The sequence below is a fragment of the Amycolatopsis sp. 505 genome, assembly GCF_031625235.1.
GTDB lineage: Bacteria > Actinomycetota > Actinomycetes > Mycobacteriales > Pseudonocardiaceae > Amycolatopsis.
This window is the reverse complement of record NZ_JACKQP010000008.1, coordinates 498172-516759: the sequence shown is the minus strand read 5'-3', so window position 1 is coordinate 516759 and position 18588 is coordinate 498172. Positions and strand designations below refer to the sequence as shown.

Genomic DNA, 18588 nt, shown 5'->3' with positions numbered 1-18588 from the left:
GTTCGATTCTGCAATCAGGTCGTTGTCGTCCGCCGGCAACAGCGAAAAATTGGCCAACTGTCCCAAAGGTTTCCGTGTCAAGACAAACGCCCCCACCTTCGGCATTATCGGTTTACCGGTTCCGCCGATCGGAATATACGCGCCCAACATGGTGTGTCGCTGGATTGTCGATAGAATGGAAGTGGTATGCCGAATTTCGCTCGGCCGGGTCGGAACTCGATGCCCCGGCCGAGCCGGCAATCCGGTTCGGGGGTTCTCGGCTCGATCGGGACGGGCACCGCGGCCTGGTCGGTAGTCACGAGATGGCCTTTTTGCCGTGGGCCGGCCCGGTGCTGGTGTGCCCGAACCGGCTGCCGTGAAAGAGCAGCGCCGAATCACCCACGCCGCGAGTGGCTTCGAGCACCTCGCCGACGAAGATCGAGTGGTCGCCCCCGTCGTACACCTTGACCAGCTCGCATTCCAGCCAGGCAAGGGCACCGGCGACCAGCGGGGTACCGGTACGCGGGCCGCGCACCCACTCGATGGCGTCGAACTGGGCCCGGCCGCGCGGCCGCCGCGAGTCGGCGAAGTGCCGCGCCACCTCCTGCTGGTCCCCGGCGAGCACGGAAACCGCGAACGACCGCGCGGACGTGATCACCTCGTGCATCCGCGCCGCCTTGGCCACGCAGCACAGCACGAGCGGCGGCTCCAGCGACACCGACGTGAACGCGTTCGCCGTCATCCCGTGGCCGTCCCGGCCGCCCGCGGTGAGCACGGTGACCCCGGTGGCGAACTGCGCCATCACCTCGCGCTGCGATGCCTGCCTCGACAACCGTTGCTTTGGCCGGCGCGGCAACCTGGCTATCGGCCGATGGCCACCCGCGGAACCGTTGTCGGCCAAGTCATCCTCCCGCGGTCAGCATGGCCGTGTTCGCCGAGTACGGAGCGAGCGCGGCACGCAGCTGCTCGGGAACCCTGGCCGGGATGGTGTTCGTGTTCGGGCCGCGCATGCACGCGATCCGCTGCCTGCCGCGGGCGACCAGGATCTCGGCGAAGAACTCACACTCGACCTTCGTTGCCGACCAGGTTGGTCTCCTCGAACCCGACGGTGTGCCGGAGCTCGTGGTAGTCCGTCATGCTCAGGCTTCCTCTCCCGCGAGTACCGCGAACACCACCGGGGCGGGCCGGTCGTGCACCGTCGTCGCCCAGGTCGCGATCTTCGCCCCGCCGGCGGACAGCACGGCCCAGCCGTCCTGGTGCACCCGGTGCACGGCCAGCGACTGGGTCAGCTCACCGGTCTTGCGGACGCACTCCAGCGCGGTCCACACCCTCGTGCGCGACACCGTCGCCGGCTCGCCCGACTCGGCGGCGAGCAGGTCGCTCACCGCGAGCAGCTCGGCGCCGAGCAGGCCGGCCCAGTCCTGTTCGCCGCGCTCGGTGGCGGCCTCGGCATCGCAGGTGAGCTTGCCGGAACCGGCCACCACGAACGTCAGGCCCGCGGTGTGCGAGGCCGAGACCTCGAACCCGTCCGCCTCCGGCTTGCCGTCCGGGCGGTAGCGCAGCCGCACCAGCCTGCCCGCCGCCCTGCTCGCGGCCAGTTCGGTCTGTGCCCTGCGCTGCGCGGTCGTGCCGACGTCGCCGTCGGCGGGGTCGGGCTCGACCACCACCGCCCGGTGGCCACCGAGCACCCGCTCCAGCGCACGCTCCACAGAGGATCCGAGCACGGCCGGAACCCACGGTCCGGCGCCGTCCCGCTTGCGGACCGCCCGCAGGGTCAGCCCCTCCCAGCGCTCCACCAGCTCGCCGTCCTGGGCCCGCACGTCGAGGTCGTAGACGTAGGTGTCGCCGTCCTGCGAACGCTCCACCGCGTCCAGCACCACGTACTCCAGGGCCTGCTGCCGCTCGCGGTCGGCGAGGTACAGCCGCTCGATGCCCTGCGGCAGCAGCGTCGCGTCCGGGACGCAGCACTGGATCGCGTGCATCATCGCGTCCCGCGTACCCGGGTCGGCCAGGATCCGTTCCTGCGGAAGGAACGGCGCGAACCACGCGGCCTCGGACCTGGTGGAGATCTCGGCCACCGCCTGCCGCGCGCTCGCCCTGCGGTAGGCCAGCAGCCGCTGGAACCGCTTGCCCTGGAACAGCACGCTGCCGTAGAGCTCGGTCACCGGGTCCACCGGAACCGCCGGCAGCTCGTGCGCCCCGGTGACCTCGCCCCGTTCCGGCTCGGGGCCGGAGTACCGCAGCCTGGCCCGGAAGTGGTCCGCGCCGAACCCGGTCTCCCCGCTGCGGATCACGACGTCGACCGTGTCCTGGTCGCGGACCAGTGCGGCCACCCTGATCGTGGTCGAGCCCGTGCGGGGCACCACGATCGGCCGGAGGAACTCGACGCCGTCCAGCCGCGGCGAGCCCGTCCGCCCGCTCACCGCCGCGGCCACCTGGGTCATCGCCTCCATGCCCAGCACCGCGGGGAAGAGCAGGTCGCCGTCGAGCAGATGGTCGCCGAGATAGGGATCGCTGCCGTCGGCGAGGTCGGCCTCGGTGATCAGCTCGATCCCGGGGTAGTGCACGACGGCCCGGTCCACGAACCTGGTCAGCGGCAGCTCGGGCCGCTCGATGGGCAGCGTGGCCAGCCCGCCCGTGCGGCCACCGACGACGAGCACCGGCGGCGCCCCTGGGTCGGCGAGCACCTGGCGCAGCACGTCGATGCCCTTCTCGGTGGAGATCGGGGTGATGCCGTCGCGCTGCAACGCCTCGACCACGCCCAGCTTCTCGCCCATCCCGGCGCCGGACCACACCGACCACTCCATCGCCAGCACCCGGGCCCCTGGGTGTTCCTGGCCGAACCGCAAGGTCAGCTCGGACATCCAGTCGTTGGCGGTGGCGTAGTGCGCCTCTCCGCGCAGGCCCGCCCTGCCGATGATGCTGCCGAAGGTCACCAGCAGCTTGATCCGGTCGGCGTCCACAGCGGACAGCACCGCTTTCAGGCCGTCCACCTTGGGCGCCACCGTCGAACGGAATCCCTGCTCGGTAAGGGAGAACACGGCCGCGGGTTCGTTCCGCCCCGCCCCGTGCAGCACCGCGGTGACCTGGCCGAGGCTGGCCTGCACCTGCTCGACCGCCTCGCCCACCTGCCCGGCCGACGTCACGTCGGCCCGCACGTAGCGGTACCGCACACCCGCCGCGTCCAATCTGGACAGGTTGGCCGCCAGCTCGGTGTCCTCGGCCGGGTCGGCCCTGCCGAGCAGGGCCAGTTTCGCGCCCGAATCCTTCGCGATCGCCAGCGCGCACTCGGCCGTGATGCCCTTGCCGCCTCCGGTGACCAGCAGTACGTCGCCCTCGCCGAGCGGCGACGTGCCGGGTTCGACCGCCCTCGCCTGCCTCGCCTCCAGCATCGGCACGGTCCGCCTGCCGTCGGCGGTGTACCGCACCTCGGCGAAGTCCGTCGTGGCCGCCACCTCGGCGACCACGGTGGACACCGCGTCGGCGAGCGCGTCGCCCGAGGGCACGATGTCGTCGAGGTCAACGATCGTGGTTCGCGTCGAAGGGTCCTCCAGCCGCAGCGTCCTGGCCAGCCCGGCGGCCCCGAGCCCGCGCTGCACCACGACGAACCGGGTACCGGTCGGTGCGGCCAGCGCCGCCCTGCCCGCGTCGAGGAACAAGCCGAGGTGGCCGGCACCGCAGTCGGCGGGCAGGCACAGCAGCACGCCGTCGCCGACCCCCGCCCCGGCCAGCGCGGCTCGCAGCGGTTCGGCCAGCGGGTGGCCGTCCGGGGCGAACACGGTCCACTCGTGCGTCGCGCCCCCCGCCGGGCCGAGATCGGCGCCCGGGCGCGGCCGCTCGACGTAGTCCACGGCGAACGAGCGCACCCACGGCTCGACGCCCGGCACCTCGCCGGCCCCGGACGTCTCGTCCTTGGCCTGCTCGGTCTCGGCCAGCTCGTCGATCATCTCGGCCAGCTCACCGAGGCACGCGGTGGCGAAGTTGGGCATGCCTTCCAGCGGCGGGCGGCCGAGCGCCCTGGTCACCTCGTTGACCAGCTGGCCGACCGTGATGGAACTCAGGTGCAGGTCGTCCAGCGGGTGGCTGTCCGCGGTGACGGTCTCCAGCGGCAGCTCGACGCGCTCCGCGGCCAGCTTGCGCAGCAGATCCAGCGTGCTGCCGCCGCCACCGGCCGGTTCGGCCGCTGCCTGCCTCGGCCGCTCGGCGGGTTCGGCGGACACCAGCTCGGCGTCGATCGCCGGAGCCGACTCACATGGGCTGGCCAGGAAGGTCATATCGCCTTCGAGCGAAATCGGCCGCACAACCCTGCCCTCGAACAGGGCCTCGGTCCGCACGGGCGCGCCGAGGCTGAACGCCGCGCCCGCGACGGAAAGCAACGACGACAACGAGCCGCTGTCGGTGTCCACCGACAGCACCGGGGTGCCCGGCGCGATCGACTCGAGCAGCCCGGCGAGTACCCGGCCAGGACCGACCTCGAGCACGAGGTCGCAGCCCTCGGCCGCCTTCGCCGCGGCCTCGCGGAACCGCACCGGCAGCACGACCTGGTCGCGCAGCAGCTCGCCGAGGTCCTCGGCGCCGTGCAGGACCTCACCGGTCACGGTGGACACCACCGCCCCGCTGAGCCGGTCGAACCCGAACCCGGCCAGATGCTCGGTCAGCGCCTCGGCGGCCGGTTCGACGGCGGGCGAGTGGAACGCGTGCGAGACGTTGATCCTCGTCGCGGTCACGCCGGCGGCCCGCGCCTTCGCGCACACCCTTTCCACCGCCTCGGCGGGGCCGGAGATCACGGTCTGCCTCGGCGCGTTGTACCCGGCGATCACCACGTCTTCGCCGTCGGCGAAATGCTCCACGCCGTTCGGGTCGGTGGCCAGCCCGGCCATCGCCCCGTCGCCGTGGCCGGCGCCGGCCATCACCTTGCCGCGGATCGCGGCGAGCCGGAGCACCTGCGCCTCGTCCATCGCCCCGCCCCAGTGCAGCGCACTCAGCTCGCCGAGGCTGTGCCCGGCCGCGATGGCCGCCTCGATACCGAGCTCGCCGAGCACCCGCAACGCCGCGAGCGAGCCGGTGACGATGCGGGGCTGGGCCACCTCGGTCGCCACCTGGTCGCCGCCCTCGGGCAGGTTCGCGATCCGGAAGATGTCGTCGGCCGAGACGAACCGGCGCCGCAGCGCGCCGGCGGCACCCCGGCCAGAGCCCTGCCCGGGGAACAGGTACGCGATGCGCGGGGCACTCGTCCTGGTTGCGGCGAAGACGCCCTCACCGGCGGCGAACACACTGGTCGCCCCTCCTTCGAGCGTGCTGAGCAAGCGGGTCAGCTTGCGCTCGGCCTCGTCCGGCGTGCTCGCCACGACCGCGGCCCGCGCGGCCCCGCCGGTCAGCGTGCCCGCCAGCGCCCCGGCCAGGTCGGTCAGCTCGGCCATCGCCAGCTTGCCGACGAACCCCGCCACCTTTTCGATCCGCTCGCGCAGCTCGGCGAGGTCGCCCGCGTCGAGCAGGAGCAGCTCCGCGTCCTGCCTTCCGGTGACCAGGTTCCTCGTGGTGTCGTCCAGTTCCACGCGCCGCGGCACGCCGGGGGCCTGCTCGACGGCGATGTGCGAGTTGATCCCGCCGAAGCCCATCGCGGAGACCCCGGCCCGGACCGGCCGCTCGGCGGGCCACAGCCCCGCCTCGTGCGGCACGTACATCGCCGCCGACTCCGCCAGCAGCTGCGGGTGCGGGTCGACGTGGCCGGTGGCCGGTGGGATCACCTGGTGGTAGACGGCGAGGGCCGCCTTGATCAACCCGGCGACCCCCGCCGCTGCCTTGGTGTGCCCGAAGTTTCCCTTGATGGTGCTGAGCGCGGCCGGTTCGGCGCTCGCGTCCGCGTCCCGGCGGGCCGACGAGAGCGCCTCGATCTCGGTGGCGTCGCCGACCGCGGTCCCGGTGCCGTGCCCCTCGAAATAGGACACCGTTTCCACGCCGTAGCCCGCGCGGCCGTAGGCCCGCGCCAGCGCGAGCCGGTGGCCGCCGACCTCCGGCCGGGTGATGCCGCCCTTGCCGTCCGAGGAGATTCCCCAGCCGGTGATCGAGGCGTAGATCCGCGCGCCCCTGGCGAGCGCGTCGCTCTCCCGCATCAGCACCAGGATCCCGGAACCCTCGCCAGGCCAGAAGCCGTTCGAGCCCCGGTCGTAGACCTTCATCTCGCCGGTGGCCAGCGCGCCGGTCTTGGCGAAGCCGATCACCTCGAACGGGTCGATCGAAAGGTCGACGCCACCGGCGAGCGCCACGTCCAGCTCACCGTCGGCCAGCGCGTTCGCCGCCGTCGCGACGGACAGCAGCGACGACGAGCACGCGCCGTCGACGGTGAACCCGCCGCCCTTGAAGTCGAAGTGGTTGCAGATCCGGCCCGCGATCGTGTTGGCGAGCCCACCGGCGAGCGTGTCCTCGTCGATCCCGGGGAACGGCGCCTTGTACCGCTGCTCCAGCTTGCCGAGGAACGTCGCCGTCTCGTCCTCACCCCAGCCCTTCTCGACCAGCTCGGCGGCCACGGTCCGCCGGACGTAGGGCCAGCGCAGCCGCATGAGGTTGGCCCTGGAGAACTCGCCGGTGAGGCTGTTGCCCAGCACGACACCGGTCGACTCCCTCGGCAGTCCTTCGCCGCCGGGCAGCCCGGCGTCGGCCAGCGCCCTCGACGCCACCTCGAGCGCCAGCCAGTGGGTCAGGTCGGTGGAGCGGTACGTGCTCCCCGCGACCTTGTACCGCACCCGGTCGAACTCGAAGTCGCGCAGCACGGCCGCCTGCTGCGAGTAGAACCGGTCCGGGGCTTCGGGATCGGGTGACCAGTAGTCCTGGCTGTTCATCCGTTCGTCCGGCAACCGCCGGAAAGCCCGGCGCCCCGCCAGCACGTTCTCCCACAGCTCACCTGGCGAATCGGCGTCCGGGTAGCACAGACCGACACCGACGATCGCGACCCGCTCGACACCCATCAGGACCACCACATTCCCGCCGCAAGAATGCGCGAAACGTCAAAGCTGCTCATGGACTGCCTTCCACATCGTTCGAAACGCACGGCCTGTCGGCGACGCACGATTCGTGGCAGCTGAAACCTCGAGCGCGACGCTTTGTGATCACTCGCTGTTGACAGCATGCCCAGTAACCGTAAGAAACGTCTTCTCTGATAGTGCCCCGGCCGTGGCGCGCGGGAATCGTGCGAGAATCGCTGTTGTCGCGGGCAGCAATCGAGAAGAGGCGGCCGTACAGTAGTTGGCGAAGTCCTCCGCGCCGTCGACCCACGGCACCGGGGTACGCGCGGCGGAATCGGAAAGGCCCTGGAGCAGTTTGCGCCACGCCAGGACCTCACCGAGCCGTACCTGCACCCCACGGAAGTCGCTGACACCGGTGATATCCAGCGCCCTTCGCCAGGCTTGTCCGGCACCAGGATGGTGTCGGTCCATAGTGGGCGATGAAGTTGTAGTGGGTCAGCGCCGAGCCGGTCGCGACCACCTCGGCGCCGCTCACCACCAGCCCCGCGTCGGTTCCTTGTCCACGTGGACGAACACTCGCGCCGGGCCGTACTCGTCGCCGGTCAGTGGCCCATTCATGTGGTCAAGCGTCATAGCACGGTTCTCACCAGGGCGTCTCCGACCGTGCGCTTCTCGTGCCGATCGCCCTGCCGGAAAGCAGCCAGGGAGATGCACCGGTTCCGTGGGTGCTGCGAACGTGGTGCCACCTAGGCCACTCATCGACGATGGGACGCGGGGCATGACAGACCTGGTGTCCGTTCTGGTGAGGGAGCGGGCCCGTGGCGGCGTACGGCAGGCGTTCGGCGTCGACCACGTGGCCGCCCGGCACGAAGGCGGGGCGATGGCGATGGCCGACGCCTGCTACCGGGCCACCGGCGAGACCGCGGTCTGCGCCACCGTGCATAAAGCCGGTCTTTCCAACACCGCCACGGCGTTGAGCGAGGCGGTGAAACATCGCAGCTCCGTGATCGTCATCTGCGGCGACGCGCCGACCGGCGGCCCACGCCCTTTCGACATGAACACGGCGGGATTCGCCGACGCGATCGGTGCCCGCGCGGTCCGCGTGACAGCAGGCGAGCCGGTCCGCCGGCCCGCGTGCCAGCCGGCGGAAGTGGACGCCGTCCTGCACCGGCTCGTCACGGCGCGCAGGCCGCTGGTGCTGGCCTTCGGTGCGTCGCTCGACGCCATCGACGCGGCCGAACTGGTGCGCACCGACTGGCGCGACGTGGCGGAGCCGATGCCGGCCGGAGTGGGGTGGGCACAGGAGCCGTACACGGACGTGAGCACGACTGAACGGATCGACCCGCGCACGCTGAGCTTGGAGCTCGCTGGAATCCCTCCCGCGGAACGGACGGTCGCGCTCGGCGGAGGCCGCGACGGCGGCGCGTTGATGGGGCTTCCCGGCCCTGGAGACACTGATCCGATCCCGTCGTTCGGTCCTTGCCGTCCTCTACGACGATGCCGCCTACCTATTCGAGGTGCACCGTTACGGCGGCGCCGGGGCCGATACCCGGCCCCAGGTCGCCACGGTACGCACCGTCGGAGCTGCGGGCGGACCGGATCGGCAAGCGAGGAGACGGCCGGGCCCGTGACCGGCAACCATAATCGACAGGCCATTACTGGAAGTGCCTGTCCTGATGTCGAGAGGACGTTCAATGACCGCGATTCATGAGGCCGAGGCGACCAGCGACGCCCTGGACGCCTACTACGGCGAGTTCACCGGCGAGAAGCAGAAGGAAGCCCTTGGCGTGCCGCTGCGGCTGGTCGAGGCGTGGTCGCGCAACGACGCGACCGACGTCGCGAAGGTGTTCACCGAAGAGGGTGTGATGCTGCTTCCCGGCGACGTCTACAAGCGCGGCCGCGAAGAGATCCAGGCTTTCATGGCGGCCGCTTACTCCGGTCCGTTCAAGGGAACGGGCGTGACGGGACGACCGGTCGATTTTCGGTTCGTCACCGACGACGTCGCCGTGTTCCGGACGCACGGCGGGATTCTCGCGCCCGGGGAGACCGAGATCGCGCCGGAACTGGCGGTGCTGTCGAGCTGGGTCGTCGTGAAGCGGGACGGCCAGTGGCAGCTCGCCGCCTACCAGAACAGCCCGCGTGGGGGCGGCGCGACCCTGCGCTGGTAATCCGCCGCGATCAGCAAACACCTGACCAGACTCGCTTGGAGGACGATCCAATGAGCAGCAACGCCGAAGCCCTCGTGGAGGGTGCGAAGAAGTGGGCCTCGCACTACGGCCCCTACCCCAATGGGGTCGAGGGTGCCGTGGTGACCGCGCAGCTGCGCGTACGGGCGGGGTGGGACGCGAACGACGCCGACGCCATCGCCGACCTGTTCGTCGACAACGGCAGCATGCTCGTGGGCGATGCCCAGCTGAGCAGCCGTGAGGAGATCCGCGCGTACCTGGCCGACGCCTTCGCCGGTGGTTTCCAGGGAACCCGGCTGACCGACGAGCCGAAGGAGGTCCGCCTGCTGACCGACTCGGTAGCGATCGCGGTCACCGAGGGAGGTGTCGTCAAGAAGGACCAAGACGACATCGAACCGGAAGAGCTGGCCCGCTCGCTGTGGGTGCTCGTCAAGAAGGACGGCGACTGGCGGGTCGTGTCGAGGCAGACGAGCCCTGTCAACAGCTAGGAAGGTGTCTCCTCGACCTCGATCGAGATTGAGGAGACATCTCCACGAAAGTGGCGGTCGGTGGCGTCACGTGGCGTCACCGCGAGCAAAGCGGCCCAGGCATGGTGTCGGCTAGGACCGCGCCGCCATGTCCGGCCGGAACCGAGGCCGCACGTCAGAACCAATCAGGCACAGGAGATGCGATGTCAGCCGATTCCATTCGGGACTTGTTCTCCGCTCAGGTCGAGCGGACGTGCGCCGGGTCGGACGAGCGGATGGCCGGTCCCGCGGCACTTGTCGACGCCACGCAGAGCACCGCGGCCTGAGAGACAAAGAGAACGCGATGACCGAACAGACCCGGCCGCTGACCGGCGCCGAATATCTTGAAAGTCTCCGCGACGGCCGCGAGATCTACCTCTATGGCGACCGAGTCAAGGACGTCACCGAACACCCCGCGTTCCGCAACCCGGCGCGCATGACGGCCCGGCTCTACGACGCACTGCACGACCCGGAGCATCGGGACGTGCTGACCACCGAGACCGACGCCGGCGGCCCCGGCGGCTACACGCACCGGTTTTTCACCACGCCGCACAGCGCGGCCGATCTGATCGCTGACCAACAGGCTATCGCCGCGTGGTCCCGGCTGAGCTACGGCTGGATGGGCCGTGGCCCGGACTACAAGGCGTCGTTCCTCGGCACGCTCGGAGCGAACGCCGAGTTCTACAACCCGTTCGCCGACAATGCGAAGCGCTGGTACCGGGAGTCACAGGAGAAGGTCCTGTATTGGAACCACGCCTTCGTACACCCGCCGGTGGACCGGCACCGGCCGCCGGACGAGGTCGCCGATGTGTTCGTGCACGTCGAGCGGGAGACCGACAGCGGTCTGGTGGTGAGCGGAGCGAAGGTCGTCGCGACGAACTCCGCGCTCACGCATTACAACTTCATCGCCCACACCGGGTTGCCCATCAAAGACCGCAAGTTCGCCATCGTCGCCACCGTGCCGATGAACGCCCCCGGCCAAAAACTGATCTGCCGCCAGTCGTACGCCGCCTCGGCCGCGCTGACCGGCAGCCCGTTCGACTACCCGCTGTCCTCGCGGCTGGACGAGAACGACAGCGTGCTGGTGCTGGACAAGGTGCTGATCCCGTGGGAAAACGTGTTCATCTACGGGGATACTGCCAAGGTCGGCATGTTCACCGGGTTTTCCGGGTTCAACGAGCGCGCCATGTTTCACGGTTGCACGCGGCTCGCGGTGAAACTGGAGTTCATCGCCGGTCTGCTGGCCAAGGCGCTGGACATCACCGGGGTCTCCGAGTTCCGCGGGGTCCAGACGCGACTGGGGGAAGTGCTCGCTTGGCGCAATCTGTTCTGGGGGCTGTCCGACGCCGCAGCGCGGAACCCGGTGCCGTGGCGGGGTGGTGCTGTCCTGCCCAACCCGGACTACGCCATGGCTTACCGCTGGTTCTCCCAGATCGGCTACGCGAGGATCAGGGAGATCGTGTTGCAAGATGTCGCGAGCGGACTGATCTACCTCAACTCCAGCGCGCAGGACTTCCACAACGATGACATCCGGCCGTACCTTGACAAGTACCTGCGCGGATCGAACGGGGTCGACGCCGTGGAGCGGGTAAAGGTGATGAAACTGCTCTGGGACGCGGTCGGCACCGAATTCGGCGGCAGGCACGAACTCTACGAACGCAACTATACCGGTAACCACGAAAACACCAGGACCGAACTACTTCGCGGGCAACTCGGCGACGGCAAACTCGACGGCTATCGTGCGTTCGTCGACCGCTGTCTTGCCGAATATGACCTGAACGGCTGGCAGGTCCCGGACCTTGCCTCGTTCCCCGACGTCGGCGCGGCAGGCCGCGCCCTCCTTGGCTGACGTGATCGTGTTTCGATGAAAGGAGCGTCAGCACATGACTGCCGCCATGGATACCTCGGCGAAGGACTATCCGCTTCCACCGGAGCCGGGCCTGACCGAGCACGAAGTCTTGGCCCGCGCCGAACGGATCGCCAAGACCCTCGTCGACCGACAGCAGGAGACGGAGGCCCGCGGATTCTATGCGCTCGACACGCATGAACTGCTGCTCAAATCCGGCTTCTACCGGCTGATGGTGCCACGGCGATACGGCGGTTACGAATTCGGTATCGACACTCACATGCAGGTGGTTGAAAGGCTCGCGCGGGGGTGCGCGTCGACGGCGTGGATGTACACCTTTGGGGCGTCCCACGCCCATCTGATTGCTGCTGTTTATGGCGAACAAGCGCAGGATGAGCTATTCGCGGGCGGTGACTTCATCTGCCCGGGAGTCATCGCGCCGGCCGGGTTCGCCGAGCCCGCCGAAGACGGCGGCTGGATCGTGGACGGCGTGTTCCGCTATGCCTCCGGCTCGCCCTACGCCACTCATTTCGTCGGCCAGACCTTCGTCGCGGGAGCGGAAGGAGAACCGCCCGAGCAGTTGATGTTCATCGTGCCGAGGGACCAGTGGCGGCGGCTGGACGACTGGGGTTCCCAGCTTGGCCTGAAAGGCAGTGGCTCGCACAGCGTCAAAGTCGAGAAGGCGCATATCCCGGCGCACTACGCGCTGCCTGGTACGCATATGGGAATGATCTCCGTCGTCGGGGGAACGCCGGGGCTTCGGCTGCATCGCAACACCTTGTACGGCGGCAGCGTGGTGGCCCCGTTCACCTTCCAGCTCGGCGCGCTGTCCGTGGGCATGGCCACCGCGGCGCTGGATGTCTACGCCGAGCTGACGCGGGAACGTCCGGTCACGTATCCGCCGTTCGGACCGCGTTCCGAGGACCCGGATTTTCAGCTCCGTTACGGCGAAGCGGCTGGACGCATCGCGGCGGCACGGGCGGCGATGACGGACGTGCTGAGGCAATGGCATGAGACAGCCGAGCAGGGGAATGTCACCCGTGAGGTGGAGCTCCGGATGTCGATCATCAGCCGCGAGGTCGTACGGATGACGTGGAACACGGTGTCCGACATCCTGTATCCCACCGCCGGGACCAGCGCCGTACGTGCGGGCGAACGGCTCGAGCGGATCTGGCGGGATATGTCGACTCTGCATACGCATGCCGGAGTGCACATCTATCTGGCCACCATCGCCCCCCGTGAACTCGCTCAATTGGAACTGGGCATCGCGAGCTGAACTCGCAACACGCCATCGCCGAGATCAGGAGGAACCGGGTGCTCCGCAATTTGGTACTGGACCATCGAATCCAGAAGTATGTGCGGGATGTTTCCCTTCGCGAAGACGACATCGCGCGTGAGCTGCGGGCGGCCACCGTGCGGCTCTCGTTCGAGCACGGCATGTTGACTCCACCGGAGGAGGCGCAGTTGCTTGGCTTCCTCGTCCGGCTGACGGGGGCCACCACCGTCGTCGAGGTCGGGACGTTCACCGGGTATGGCACGCTGGCCATGGCCCGCGCCGTCCCCGCACATGGGCGCGTCATCACGTGCGACGTCAACGCGCAGTGGCCCGAGATCGGCCGCCCTTTCTGGGAACGGGCCGGGGTCGCCGACCGTATCCAGGTGGAAATCCGTCCCGCCGTCGAGACCTTGGACGCACTGCTTGCCGACGGTGCCGCCGGCACGGTGGACTTCGCGTTCATCGACTGCAACAAGGAAAGCTATTCCGACTACTTCGAACGATGCCTTGAATTACTCCGGCCGGGCGGATTGCTTGTGCTGGACAACGTGCTCTGGTCAGGCAAGGTGGCCCGCCCCGACATCAGTGACCAGGAGACGGACTCACTCCGCGCACTGAACGCCGCACTATGCGATGACGACCGGGTCGACCTGAGCATGCTGCCGGTCTTCGATGGTGTGACCCTGGCGTATAAGCGAGCCAACTACTCGCGCGCCGCGGCGTAGTCCACAGCAGTAGTCGAATTCCGTCTCGAGTAAGACCCCCTGACCTCCACGCTTCGGTGGCCCGTACCCGTGCAGGGTGCGGGCCTTTTGCGTCGAGTGTCAGCGTCGGTGTTACTTACCAGACGGTAACTTATCGTCGGTGTATCCAAAAGCGCATACGTCCCGGCAACGCCGTCTTCCCTTGACTGGCCGGCATGAGCGAACCGGCACTCGGGATGACGATCTATGGGTGTGCACCCGATGAGGGCCTGCTGTTCCGGGAGATGGCGCCGCGCTTCGGGGTGACGCCGACCATTACGGACGCTGCCCTGTGCGAGGCCAACGTCGGGCTCGCCGCCGGCCGCCGGTGCGTCAGCGTCGGCCACAAGTCGCCGGTCGACGACCGGACTCTTCTTGCGCTCAGCCGGGTCGGCGTCTCCTATCTCTCCACGAGGAGCGTCGGCTACGACCACGTCGATGTCGGGTACGCGCACAGCGTCGGCATTTCCGTGGGGAACGTCGCCTATTCGCCGGACAGCGTGGCCGACTACACGCTCATGCTCATGTTGATGCTGTCGCGGGACGCCCAGTCCGTCATCCGGCGGGCCGACGAGCACGACTACCGGTTGAACGACGTGCGGGGAAGAGAACTGCGCGATCTGACCGTCGGGGTGATCGGGACCGGACGGATCGGCGCCGCGGTCGTCCGGCGGCTGCGCGGGTTCGGCGCCCGGGTGGTGGCGTACGACAGCCGGCCGCACGCGGACGTCGACTACCTGCCGCTCGAAGAACTGCTGCGGTCGAGCGACATCGTCACCCTTCACACGCCACTCGACGCCGGTACGCGTCACCTCCTGGACCGAGGGCGGCTCGAGCTGATGAAGCCCGGTGCGTTCGTCGTCAACACCGGGCGAGGGCCGCTTCTCGATACCGGAGCCCTTGTCGAGGCGCTGGAAACCGGCCGGCTGGGCGGGGCCGCACTCGATGTCCTCGAAGGAGAAGAAGGCGTCTTCTACGCCGATTGGCGGGGACGGCCCGTCGAAAGCGAACTGCTGGTGCGGCTGCAGAAACTGCCGAACGTGCTCGTCAGTCCGCACACCGCCTACTACACGGACCACGCGCTGCGCGACACCGTCGAAAACTCCATCGTCAACTGCCTGGAATTCGAAAGCGGGGAACGGCATGGCCAAGGTTAGGCTCGGGATCATCTTCGGGGGCGGTTCTGAAGAACACCCCGTCTCGGTCAAGTCCGCGCAAGAGGTCGCGAAACACCTCGACACCGGGAAGTACGCACCGAGCTGGGTCGGGATCACGAAGACCGGGGCCTGGAAGCTCTGTGACGGACCGGAAGCGGGCTGGGAAGACGGGCGGACCGTCGTTCTGTCGCCGGACCGGAGCGTTCCCGGGCTGCTCGTCCTGGAAGACGGGAAGTACGAGACGATCGAGCTGGACGTGGTGCTGCCCGTGCTGCACGGCAAGCTCGGCGAGGACGGGGCGATCCAGGGGCTGCTGGAACTCTCCGGCCTTCCCTACGCCGGCTGCGACGTCCAGAGTTCGGCCCTGTGCATGGACAAATCACTCGCCTACGTCGTCGCCCGGAGCGCGGGCATCGCCACGCCGAACTTCCGGACCGTTCAGGCGGGCGAGGACGTCGAAGGGCTCACTTATCCCGTTTTCGTGAAGCCGGCCCGTTCCGGCTCGTCATTCGGCGTCAGCAAGGTGTCCGGTGCGGACGAGCTGGCGGCGGCCATCGCGACCGCGGCGCGGTACGACTCGAAGGTGCTGATCGAGGAGACCGTGGCCGGCAGCGAGGTCGGGTGCGCGATCCTGGGCCGCGGCCCGGAGCTCTTCGCCGGGGAGGTGGACCGGATCGCCCTTTCCCACGGCTTCTTCCGGATCCACCAGGAGGACGCGCCCGAAACCGGCTCCGAGAACTCGACACCGATCGTGCCCGCCGACATCCCGGCGGAAACCCGCGCACGCGTCCAGGAGACGGCGAAAGCCATCTACCGCGCGTTGGGGTGCGGGGGACTGGCCCGGGTGGACATGTTCCTCACCGACGACGGCACGATAGTCCTCAACGAGGTCAACACCTTGCCCGGTCTGACGTCCTACAGCCGCTACCCGCGGATGATGGCCGCCGCCGGGGTGCCGCTTTCGGAGCTGATCGACCGGATCGTCGCCGGGGCGGCGCGGTGAACGACGACTTCGCCTTCGTGGACGAACTGGTGCCCGGCATCCGCTGGGACGCCAAGTACGCCACCTGGGACAACTTCACCGGCAGGCCGGTGGACGGCTACCTCGTCAACCGGATCGCCGGGACGAAGACTCTGTGCGCCGCCCTAGGCGAAGCGCAGGAGAAGGCCGCCTCCCTCGGCTTCGGACTGGTGCTGTGGGACGGCTACCGCCCGCAACGCGCAGTCGACTGCTTCCTGCGCTGGGTGGACGAACCCGAGGACGGCCGGACGAAGCTGTGGCACTACCCGAACATCGACCGGCGCGCGATGTTCGCCAAGGGGTACGTGGCCGCGAAGTCGGGCCACAGCCGGGGCAGCACCGTCGACCTGACGCTCTACCACCTCGACACCGGCGAGCTCGCGTCCATGGGCGGCGGCCACGACCTGATGGACGCGATCTCGCACCACGGTGCCCGGGGGATCCCGCAGGCCGAAGCCGGGAACCGCGCCTGCCTCCGTTCCATCATGGAGGCTTGCGGGTTCGCCGCCTACGACCGCGAATGGTGGCACTACGGCCTGAAGGACGAGCCCTACCCGGACACCTACTTCGACTTCCCCGTCGCGTGACCGGGCAGCCGGACGGTGACGCGGAGGCCGCCCGTCGGTCGCGGGATCAGCGTCAGCGTTCCGTCGTGGGCCTGGGTGATGCTCTTGGCGATGGCCAGGCCGAGGCCCACGCCCGCCTGGTCGGTGCGGATGCGCTCGGTGCCGCGCTGGAAGGGCTCGGCGAGGGTGGCCACCAGGGGTCGCGGGAGGTGCTCGCCGGTGTTTTCCACGGTGAGCACCACCGCCCCCGGCTCGGCGCCCGTCGTGACCCACACCGCGCCCTGCTCGGGCAGGTTGTGGACGATCGCGTTGTGCACCAGGTTGGTCGTCAGCTGCAGCAGGAGCGCCGGTGAGCCGAGGGTCAGCGCGGCGTCGCCGGACGTCTCGACGGTGACGCCCCGCTTCTCGGCGAGGGGCAGGAGCGTTTCGGCGGCTTCCTCCGCGACCAGGGACAGGTCGACGCGGTCGCGGCTGAAGGCCCGCTGCTCGGCGCGGCTGAGCAGCAGCAGGGCTTCGGTGAGCTCGATCGCCCGGGTGTTGACGACGCGAAGGCGTTCGTCGAGTTCGTCGGTGGTGCGCTCGGGGTCGTTGCGGGCCACGTCGAGCAGGCTCTGCGTGATCGCCAGCGGTGTGCGCAGTTCGTGGGACGCGTTGGCGGCGAACCTGCGCTGCTCGGCGACGTGCGTCTCGAGCCGCGCGAGCATGGTGTCGAAGGCGTCGGCGAGTTCGCGGAACTCGTCGGCGCGGCCGGGCAGGCGGATGCGATGGGAGAGCGTGCCGGTGGCGGCGACGCGCGTGGCGTCGGTGATGCGGGTCAGCGGGTCGAGCATCCGGCCGGCGAGGACCCACCCGCCCAGCAGCCCGAACACCAGCAGGAAGACGATCACGACGGCCATGAACGGGACGAACGCGCGCACCAGGCGCGAGCGGTTGATCCAGAAGTTGCCCTCGGTGATGATCCAGCCGTTGGGCAGGAAGTACAGGTAGAAGGCCAGCACGGCGCCCATCAGCAAGATGCCGGCCAGCATGACGAACCCGGCGTAGCTGAGGGTGAGCTTGAGGCGGGCGCTCAACCCCGGTTCCCTAGCCACGGTCCTCGTCGCCGGTGTCGATGCGGTAGCCGACGCCGGGCACGGTCGCGATGATCCCGGGTTCGCCGAGCCGCTTGCGCAGCACGGACACCGTGATGCGCACGGCGTTGGTGAACGGGTCCGCGTTCTCGTCCCAGGCCCGCTCCAGCAGCTCTTCGGCGCTGATCACCCCGCCCCCGGCCGCGACGAGGACTTCGAGCACGGCGAACTGCTTGCGCGTCAGGGCCACGTACCGGCCGTCGCGGTAGACCTCGCGGCGGAACGGGTCCAGGCGCAGGCCGGCGATTTCGTGCACCGGCGGCCGGTTGTGCGCGCGCCGCCGGTCGAGGGCGCGGAGCCGGAGCACGAGTTCGCGGAGTTCGAACGGCTTCGTGAGGTAGTCGTCGGCGCCGAGGCCGAAGCCGGTGGCCTTGTCGTCGAGCCGGTCGGCGGCGGTGAGCATGAGGATCGGCAGGCCGCTGCCGGAGGCGACGATGTGCCGGGCGATCTCGTCGCCGGACGGGCCGGGGATGTCGCGGTCGAGGACGGCGATGTCGTAGGTGTTGACGCTCAGCAGCTCCAGCGCGGTGTCGCCGTCGCCGGCGGTGTCCGCCGCGATGGCCTCCAGCCGGAGGCCGTCCCGGATGGCGTCGGCCAGGTAGGGCTCGTCCTCGACGATCAAGACACGCACCCCGCCGATGCTACGAGCGGGTGCATATCGGGCGCATATCGGAAAGCGCGTACGTGCCGGCAACACCGCGCGGCCTTGACTGACGGCCATGACCTCCAGCCAACGCACGTCGCTCGGCCGGGGACACGGCGCCGTCCCGGACGGCCTGCCGGTCTTCGACGACTCCCCGGCCGTGGCGAACCTCGACCCCGGCTTGCTCGACGCCCTCCGCCGGGCCGCGGTGGCCGCCGCGGCCGACGGGGTGTCGTTCGTCGTCAACGGCGGTTGGCGTTCCTGGGCGTACCAGGAGCAGCTACGGCGTCAGGGGGTCGCGAAGCACGGCTCGGAAGCGGCCGCGGCCCGCTGGGTGACGACTCCGGACCGGTCGGCGCACGTGCGGGGGCAGGCGGTCGACATCGGCCCGCCCGCCGCCCGGAGGTGGCTGGCCGAACACGGCGCCCGGTACGGGTTGTGCCAGATCTACCGCAACGAACCGTGGCACTACGAACTGCGGCCCGAAGCCGTGGAACACGGGTGCCCGCCGATGTACGCCGACCCGTCGCAGGATCCGCGGACGCGGTAGCCGCCGGAGGAGGAGACTGCTCC

At 69.4% G+C, this 18588-nt stretch carries 16 protein-coding genes and 1 pseudogene; 11 read left to right on the top strand and 6 right to left on the bottom strand.

The genetic code is table 11. From position 1 onward, the window contains the following. Nucleotides 1-295 precede the first annotated feature (295 nt). The 4 genes and pseudogenes from H5965_RS30315 to H5965_RS30300 form a co-directional block, all read right to left on the bottom strand. Entirely contained in the window at nt 296-781 is a 486-nt protein-coding gene (locus H5965_RS30315) for a flavin reductase family protein (protein ID WP_310973990.1), read from the bottom strand. 100 nt (nt 782-881) lie between these two features. Next, a pseudogene (locus H5965_RS30310) lies at nt 882-1116 on the bottom strand (hypothetical protein). A gap of 2 nt (nt 1117-1118) precedes the next feature. Then, nucleotides 1119-6944, bottom strand: a complete 5826-nt coding sequence (locus H5965_RS30305) for an SDR family NAD(P)-dependent oxidoreductase (RefSeq protein WP_310973988.1) — start codon at nt 6942-6944, stop codon at nt 1119-1121. A 141-nt stretch (nt 6945-7085) separates the two neighbouring features. Then, nucleotides 7086-7412 carry a 4-hydroxyphenylacetate 3-hydroxylase C-terminal domain-containing protein gene (locus H5965_RS30300; protein ID WP_310973986.1) on the bottom strand — a complete coding sequence of 109 codons (327 nt, stop codon included), beginning with the start codon at nt 7410-7412 and terminating at the stop codon, nt 7086-7088. Nucleotides 7413-7719: 307 nt separating this feature from the next. On the opposite strand from H5965_RS30300, the gene H5965_RS30295 reads away from it, so the two are divergent. From H5965_RS30295 to vanX, 10 genes are all read left to right on the top strand, one after another. Beyond that, nucleotides 7720-8652 (top strand): thiamine pyrophosphate-binding protein, encoded by a 933-nt coding sequence (locus H5965_RS30295; RefSeq protein WP_310973984.1) that lies wholly within the window; start codon nt 7720-7722, stop codon nt 8650-8652. Further along, nucleotides 8636-9109 carry an SgcJ/EcaC family oxidoreductase gene (locus tag H5965_RS30290; RefSeq protein WP_191307076.1) on the top strand — a complete coding sequence of 158 codons (474 nt, stop codon included), beginning with the start codon at nt 8636-8638 and terminating at the stop codon, nt 9107-9109. The genes H5965_RS30295 and H5965_RS30290 overlap by 17 nt, the downstream gene beginning before the upstream one ends. Before the next feature lie 50 nt (nt 9110-9159). Next, nucleotides 9160-9615: an SgcJ/EcaC family oxidoreductase gene (locus H5965_RS30285; protein WP_310973981.1), complete on the top strand. Its 456-nt coding sequence runs from the start codon at nt 9160-9162 to the stop codon at nt 9613-9615. Between the two features lie 182 nt (nt 9616-9797). Next, the gene (locus tag H5965_RS30280; protein ID WP_310973979.1) at nt 9798-9920 is read left to right on the top strand and encodes a hypothetical protein; all 123 of its coding nucleotides are present in this window, start codon (nt 9798-9800) and stop codon (nt 9918-9920) included. A gap of 17 nt (nt 9921-9937) precedes the next feature. Further along, on the top strand, nt 9938-11482 hold the full coding sequence (locus H5965_RS30275; protein ID WP_310973977.1) for a 4-hydroxyphenylacetate 3-hydroxylase N-terminal domain-containing protein: 1545 nt from the start codon (nt 9938-9940) through the stop codon (nt 11480-11482). 34 nt (nt 11483-11516) lie between these two features. Further along, nucleotides 11517-12755 (top strand): acyl-CoA dehydrogenase family protein, encoded by a 1239-nt coding sequence (locus H5965_RS30270; RefSeq protein ID WP_310973975.1) that lies wholly within the window; start codon nt 11517-11519, stop codon nt 12753-12755. A gap of 38 nt (nt 12756-12793) precedes the next feature. After that, nucleotides 12794-13480 carry a class I SAM-dependent methyltransferase gene (locus H5965_RS30265; protein WP_310973973.1) on the top strand — a complete coding sequence of 229 codons (687 nt, stop codon included), beginning with the start codon at nt 12794-12796 and terminating at the stop codon, nt 13478-13480. A gap of 194 nt (nt 13481-13674) precedes the next feature. Then, complete coding sequence (locus tag H5965_RS30260; protein WP_310973971.1) at nt 13675-14655, top strand: D-isomer specific 2-hydroxyacid dehydrogenase family protein; 981 nt, start codon at nt 13675-13677, stop codon at nt 14653-14655. Next, nucleotides 14642-15658 carry a D-alanine--(R)-lactate ligase gene (vanA, locus tag H5965_RS30255; RefSeq protein ID WP_310973969.1) on the top strand — a complete coding sequence of 339 codons (1017 nt, stop codon included), beginning with the start codon at nt 14642-14644 and terminating at the stop codon, nt 15656-15658. Before H5965_RS30260 ends, vanA begins: the two co-directional genes overlap by 14 nt. Next, entirely contained in the window at nt 15655-16263 is a 609-nt protein-coding gene (vanX, locus tag H5965_RS30250; RefSeq protein ID WP_310973968.1) for a D-Ala-D-Ala dipeptidase VanX, read from the top strand. The genes vanA and vanX overlap by 4 nt, the downstream gene beginning before the upstream one ends. On the opposite strand, the gene H5965_RS30245 is transcribed toward vanX, so the two are convergent. Next, entirely contained in the window at nt 16239-17315 is a 1077-nt protein-coding gene (locus tag H5965_RS30245; protein ID WP_310973966.1) for a HAMP domain-containing sensor histidine kinase, read from the bottom strand. The genes vanX and H5965_RS30245 overlap by 25 nt on opposite strands. 10 nt (nt 17316-17325) lie before the next feature. Continuing rightward, entirely contained in the window at nt 17326-18003 is a 678-nt protein-coding gene (locus tag H5965_RS30240; protein WP_310973964.1) for a response regulator transcription factor, read from the bottom strand. An 88-nt stretch (nt 18004-18091) separates the two neighbouring features. Between H5965_RS30240 and H5965_RS30235 the strand changes: the two genes are divergently transcribed. Then, nucleotides 18092-18565, top strand: a complete 474-nt coding sequence (locus tag H5965_RS30235; protein ID WP_310973963.1) for a M15 family metallopeptidase — start codon at nt 18092-18094, stop codon at nt 18563-18565. Nucleotides 18566-18588 lie beyond the last annotated feature (23 nt).

Coding starts and splice junctions, on each gene's coding strand:
- H5965_RS30315 (WP_310973990.1), bottom strand. CDS start 781: ATGGCGCAGTTCGCCACCGGGGTCACCGTGCTCACCGCGGGCGGCCGG.
- H5965_RS30305 (WP_310973988.1), bottom strand. CDS start 6,944: ATGGGTGTCGAGCGGGTCGCGATCGTCGGTGTCGGTCTGTGCTACCCG.
- H5965_RS30300 (WP_310973986.1), bottom strand. CDS start 7,412: ATGGACCGACACCATCCTGGTGCCGGACAAGCCTGGCGAAGGGCGCTG.
- H5965_RS30295 (WP_310973984.1), top strand. CDS start 7,720: ATGACAGACCTGGTGTCCGTTCTGGTGAGGGAGCGGGCCCGTGGCGGC.
- H5965_RS30290 (WP_191307076.1), top strand. CDS start 8,636: ATGACCGCGATTCATGAGGCCGAGGCGACCAGCGACGCCCTGGACGCC.
- H5965_RS30285 (WP_310973981.1), top strand. CDS start 9,160: ATGAGCAGCAACGCCGAAGCCCTCGTGGAGGGTGCGAAGAAGTGGGCC.
- H5965_RS30280 (WP_310973979.1), top strand. CDS start 9,798: ATGTCAGCCGATTCCATTCGGGACTTGTTCTCCGCTCAGGTCGAGCGG.
- H5965_RS30275 (WP_310973977.1), top strand. CDS start 9,938: ATGACCGAACAGACCCGGCCGCTGACCGGCGCCGAATATCTTGAAAGT.
- H5965_RS30270 (WP_310973975.1), top strand. CDS start 11,517: ATGACTGCCGCCATGGATACCTCGGCGAAGGACTATCCGCTTCCACCG.
- H5965_RS30260 (WP_310973971.1), top strand. CDS start 13,675: ATGAGCGAACCGGCACTCGGGATGACGATCTATGGGTGTGCACCCGAT.
- vanA (WP_310973969.1), top strand. CDS start 14,642: ATGGCCAAGGTTAGGCTCGGGATCATCTTCGGGGGCGGTTCTGAAGAA.
- H5965_RS30235 (WP_310973963.1), top strand. CDS start 18,092: ATGACCTCCAGCCAACGCACGTCGCTCGGCCGGGGACACGGCGCCGTC.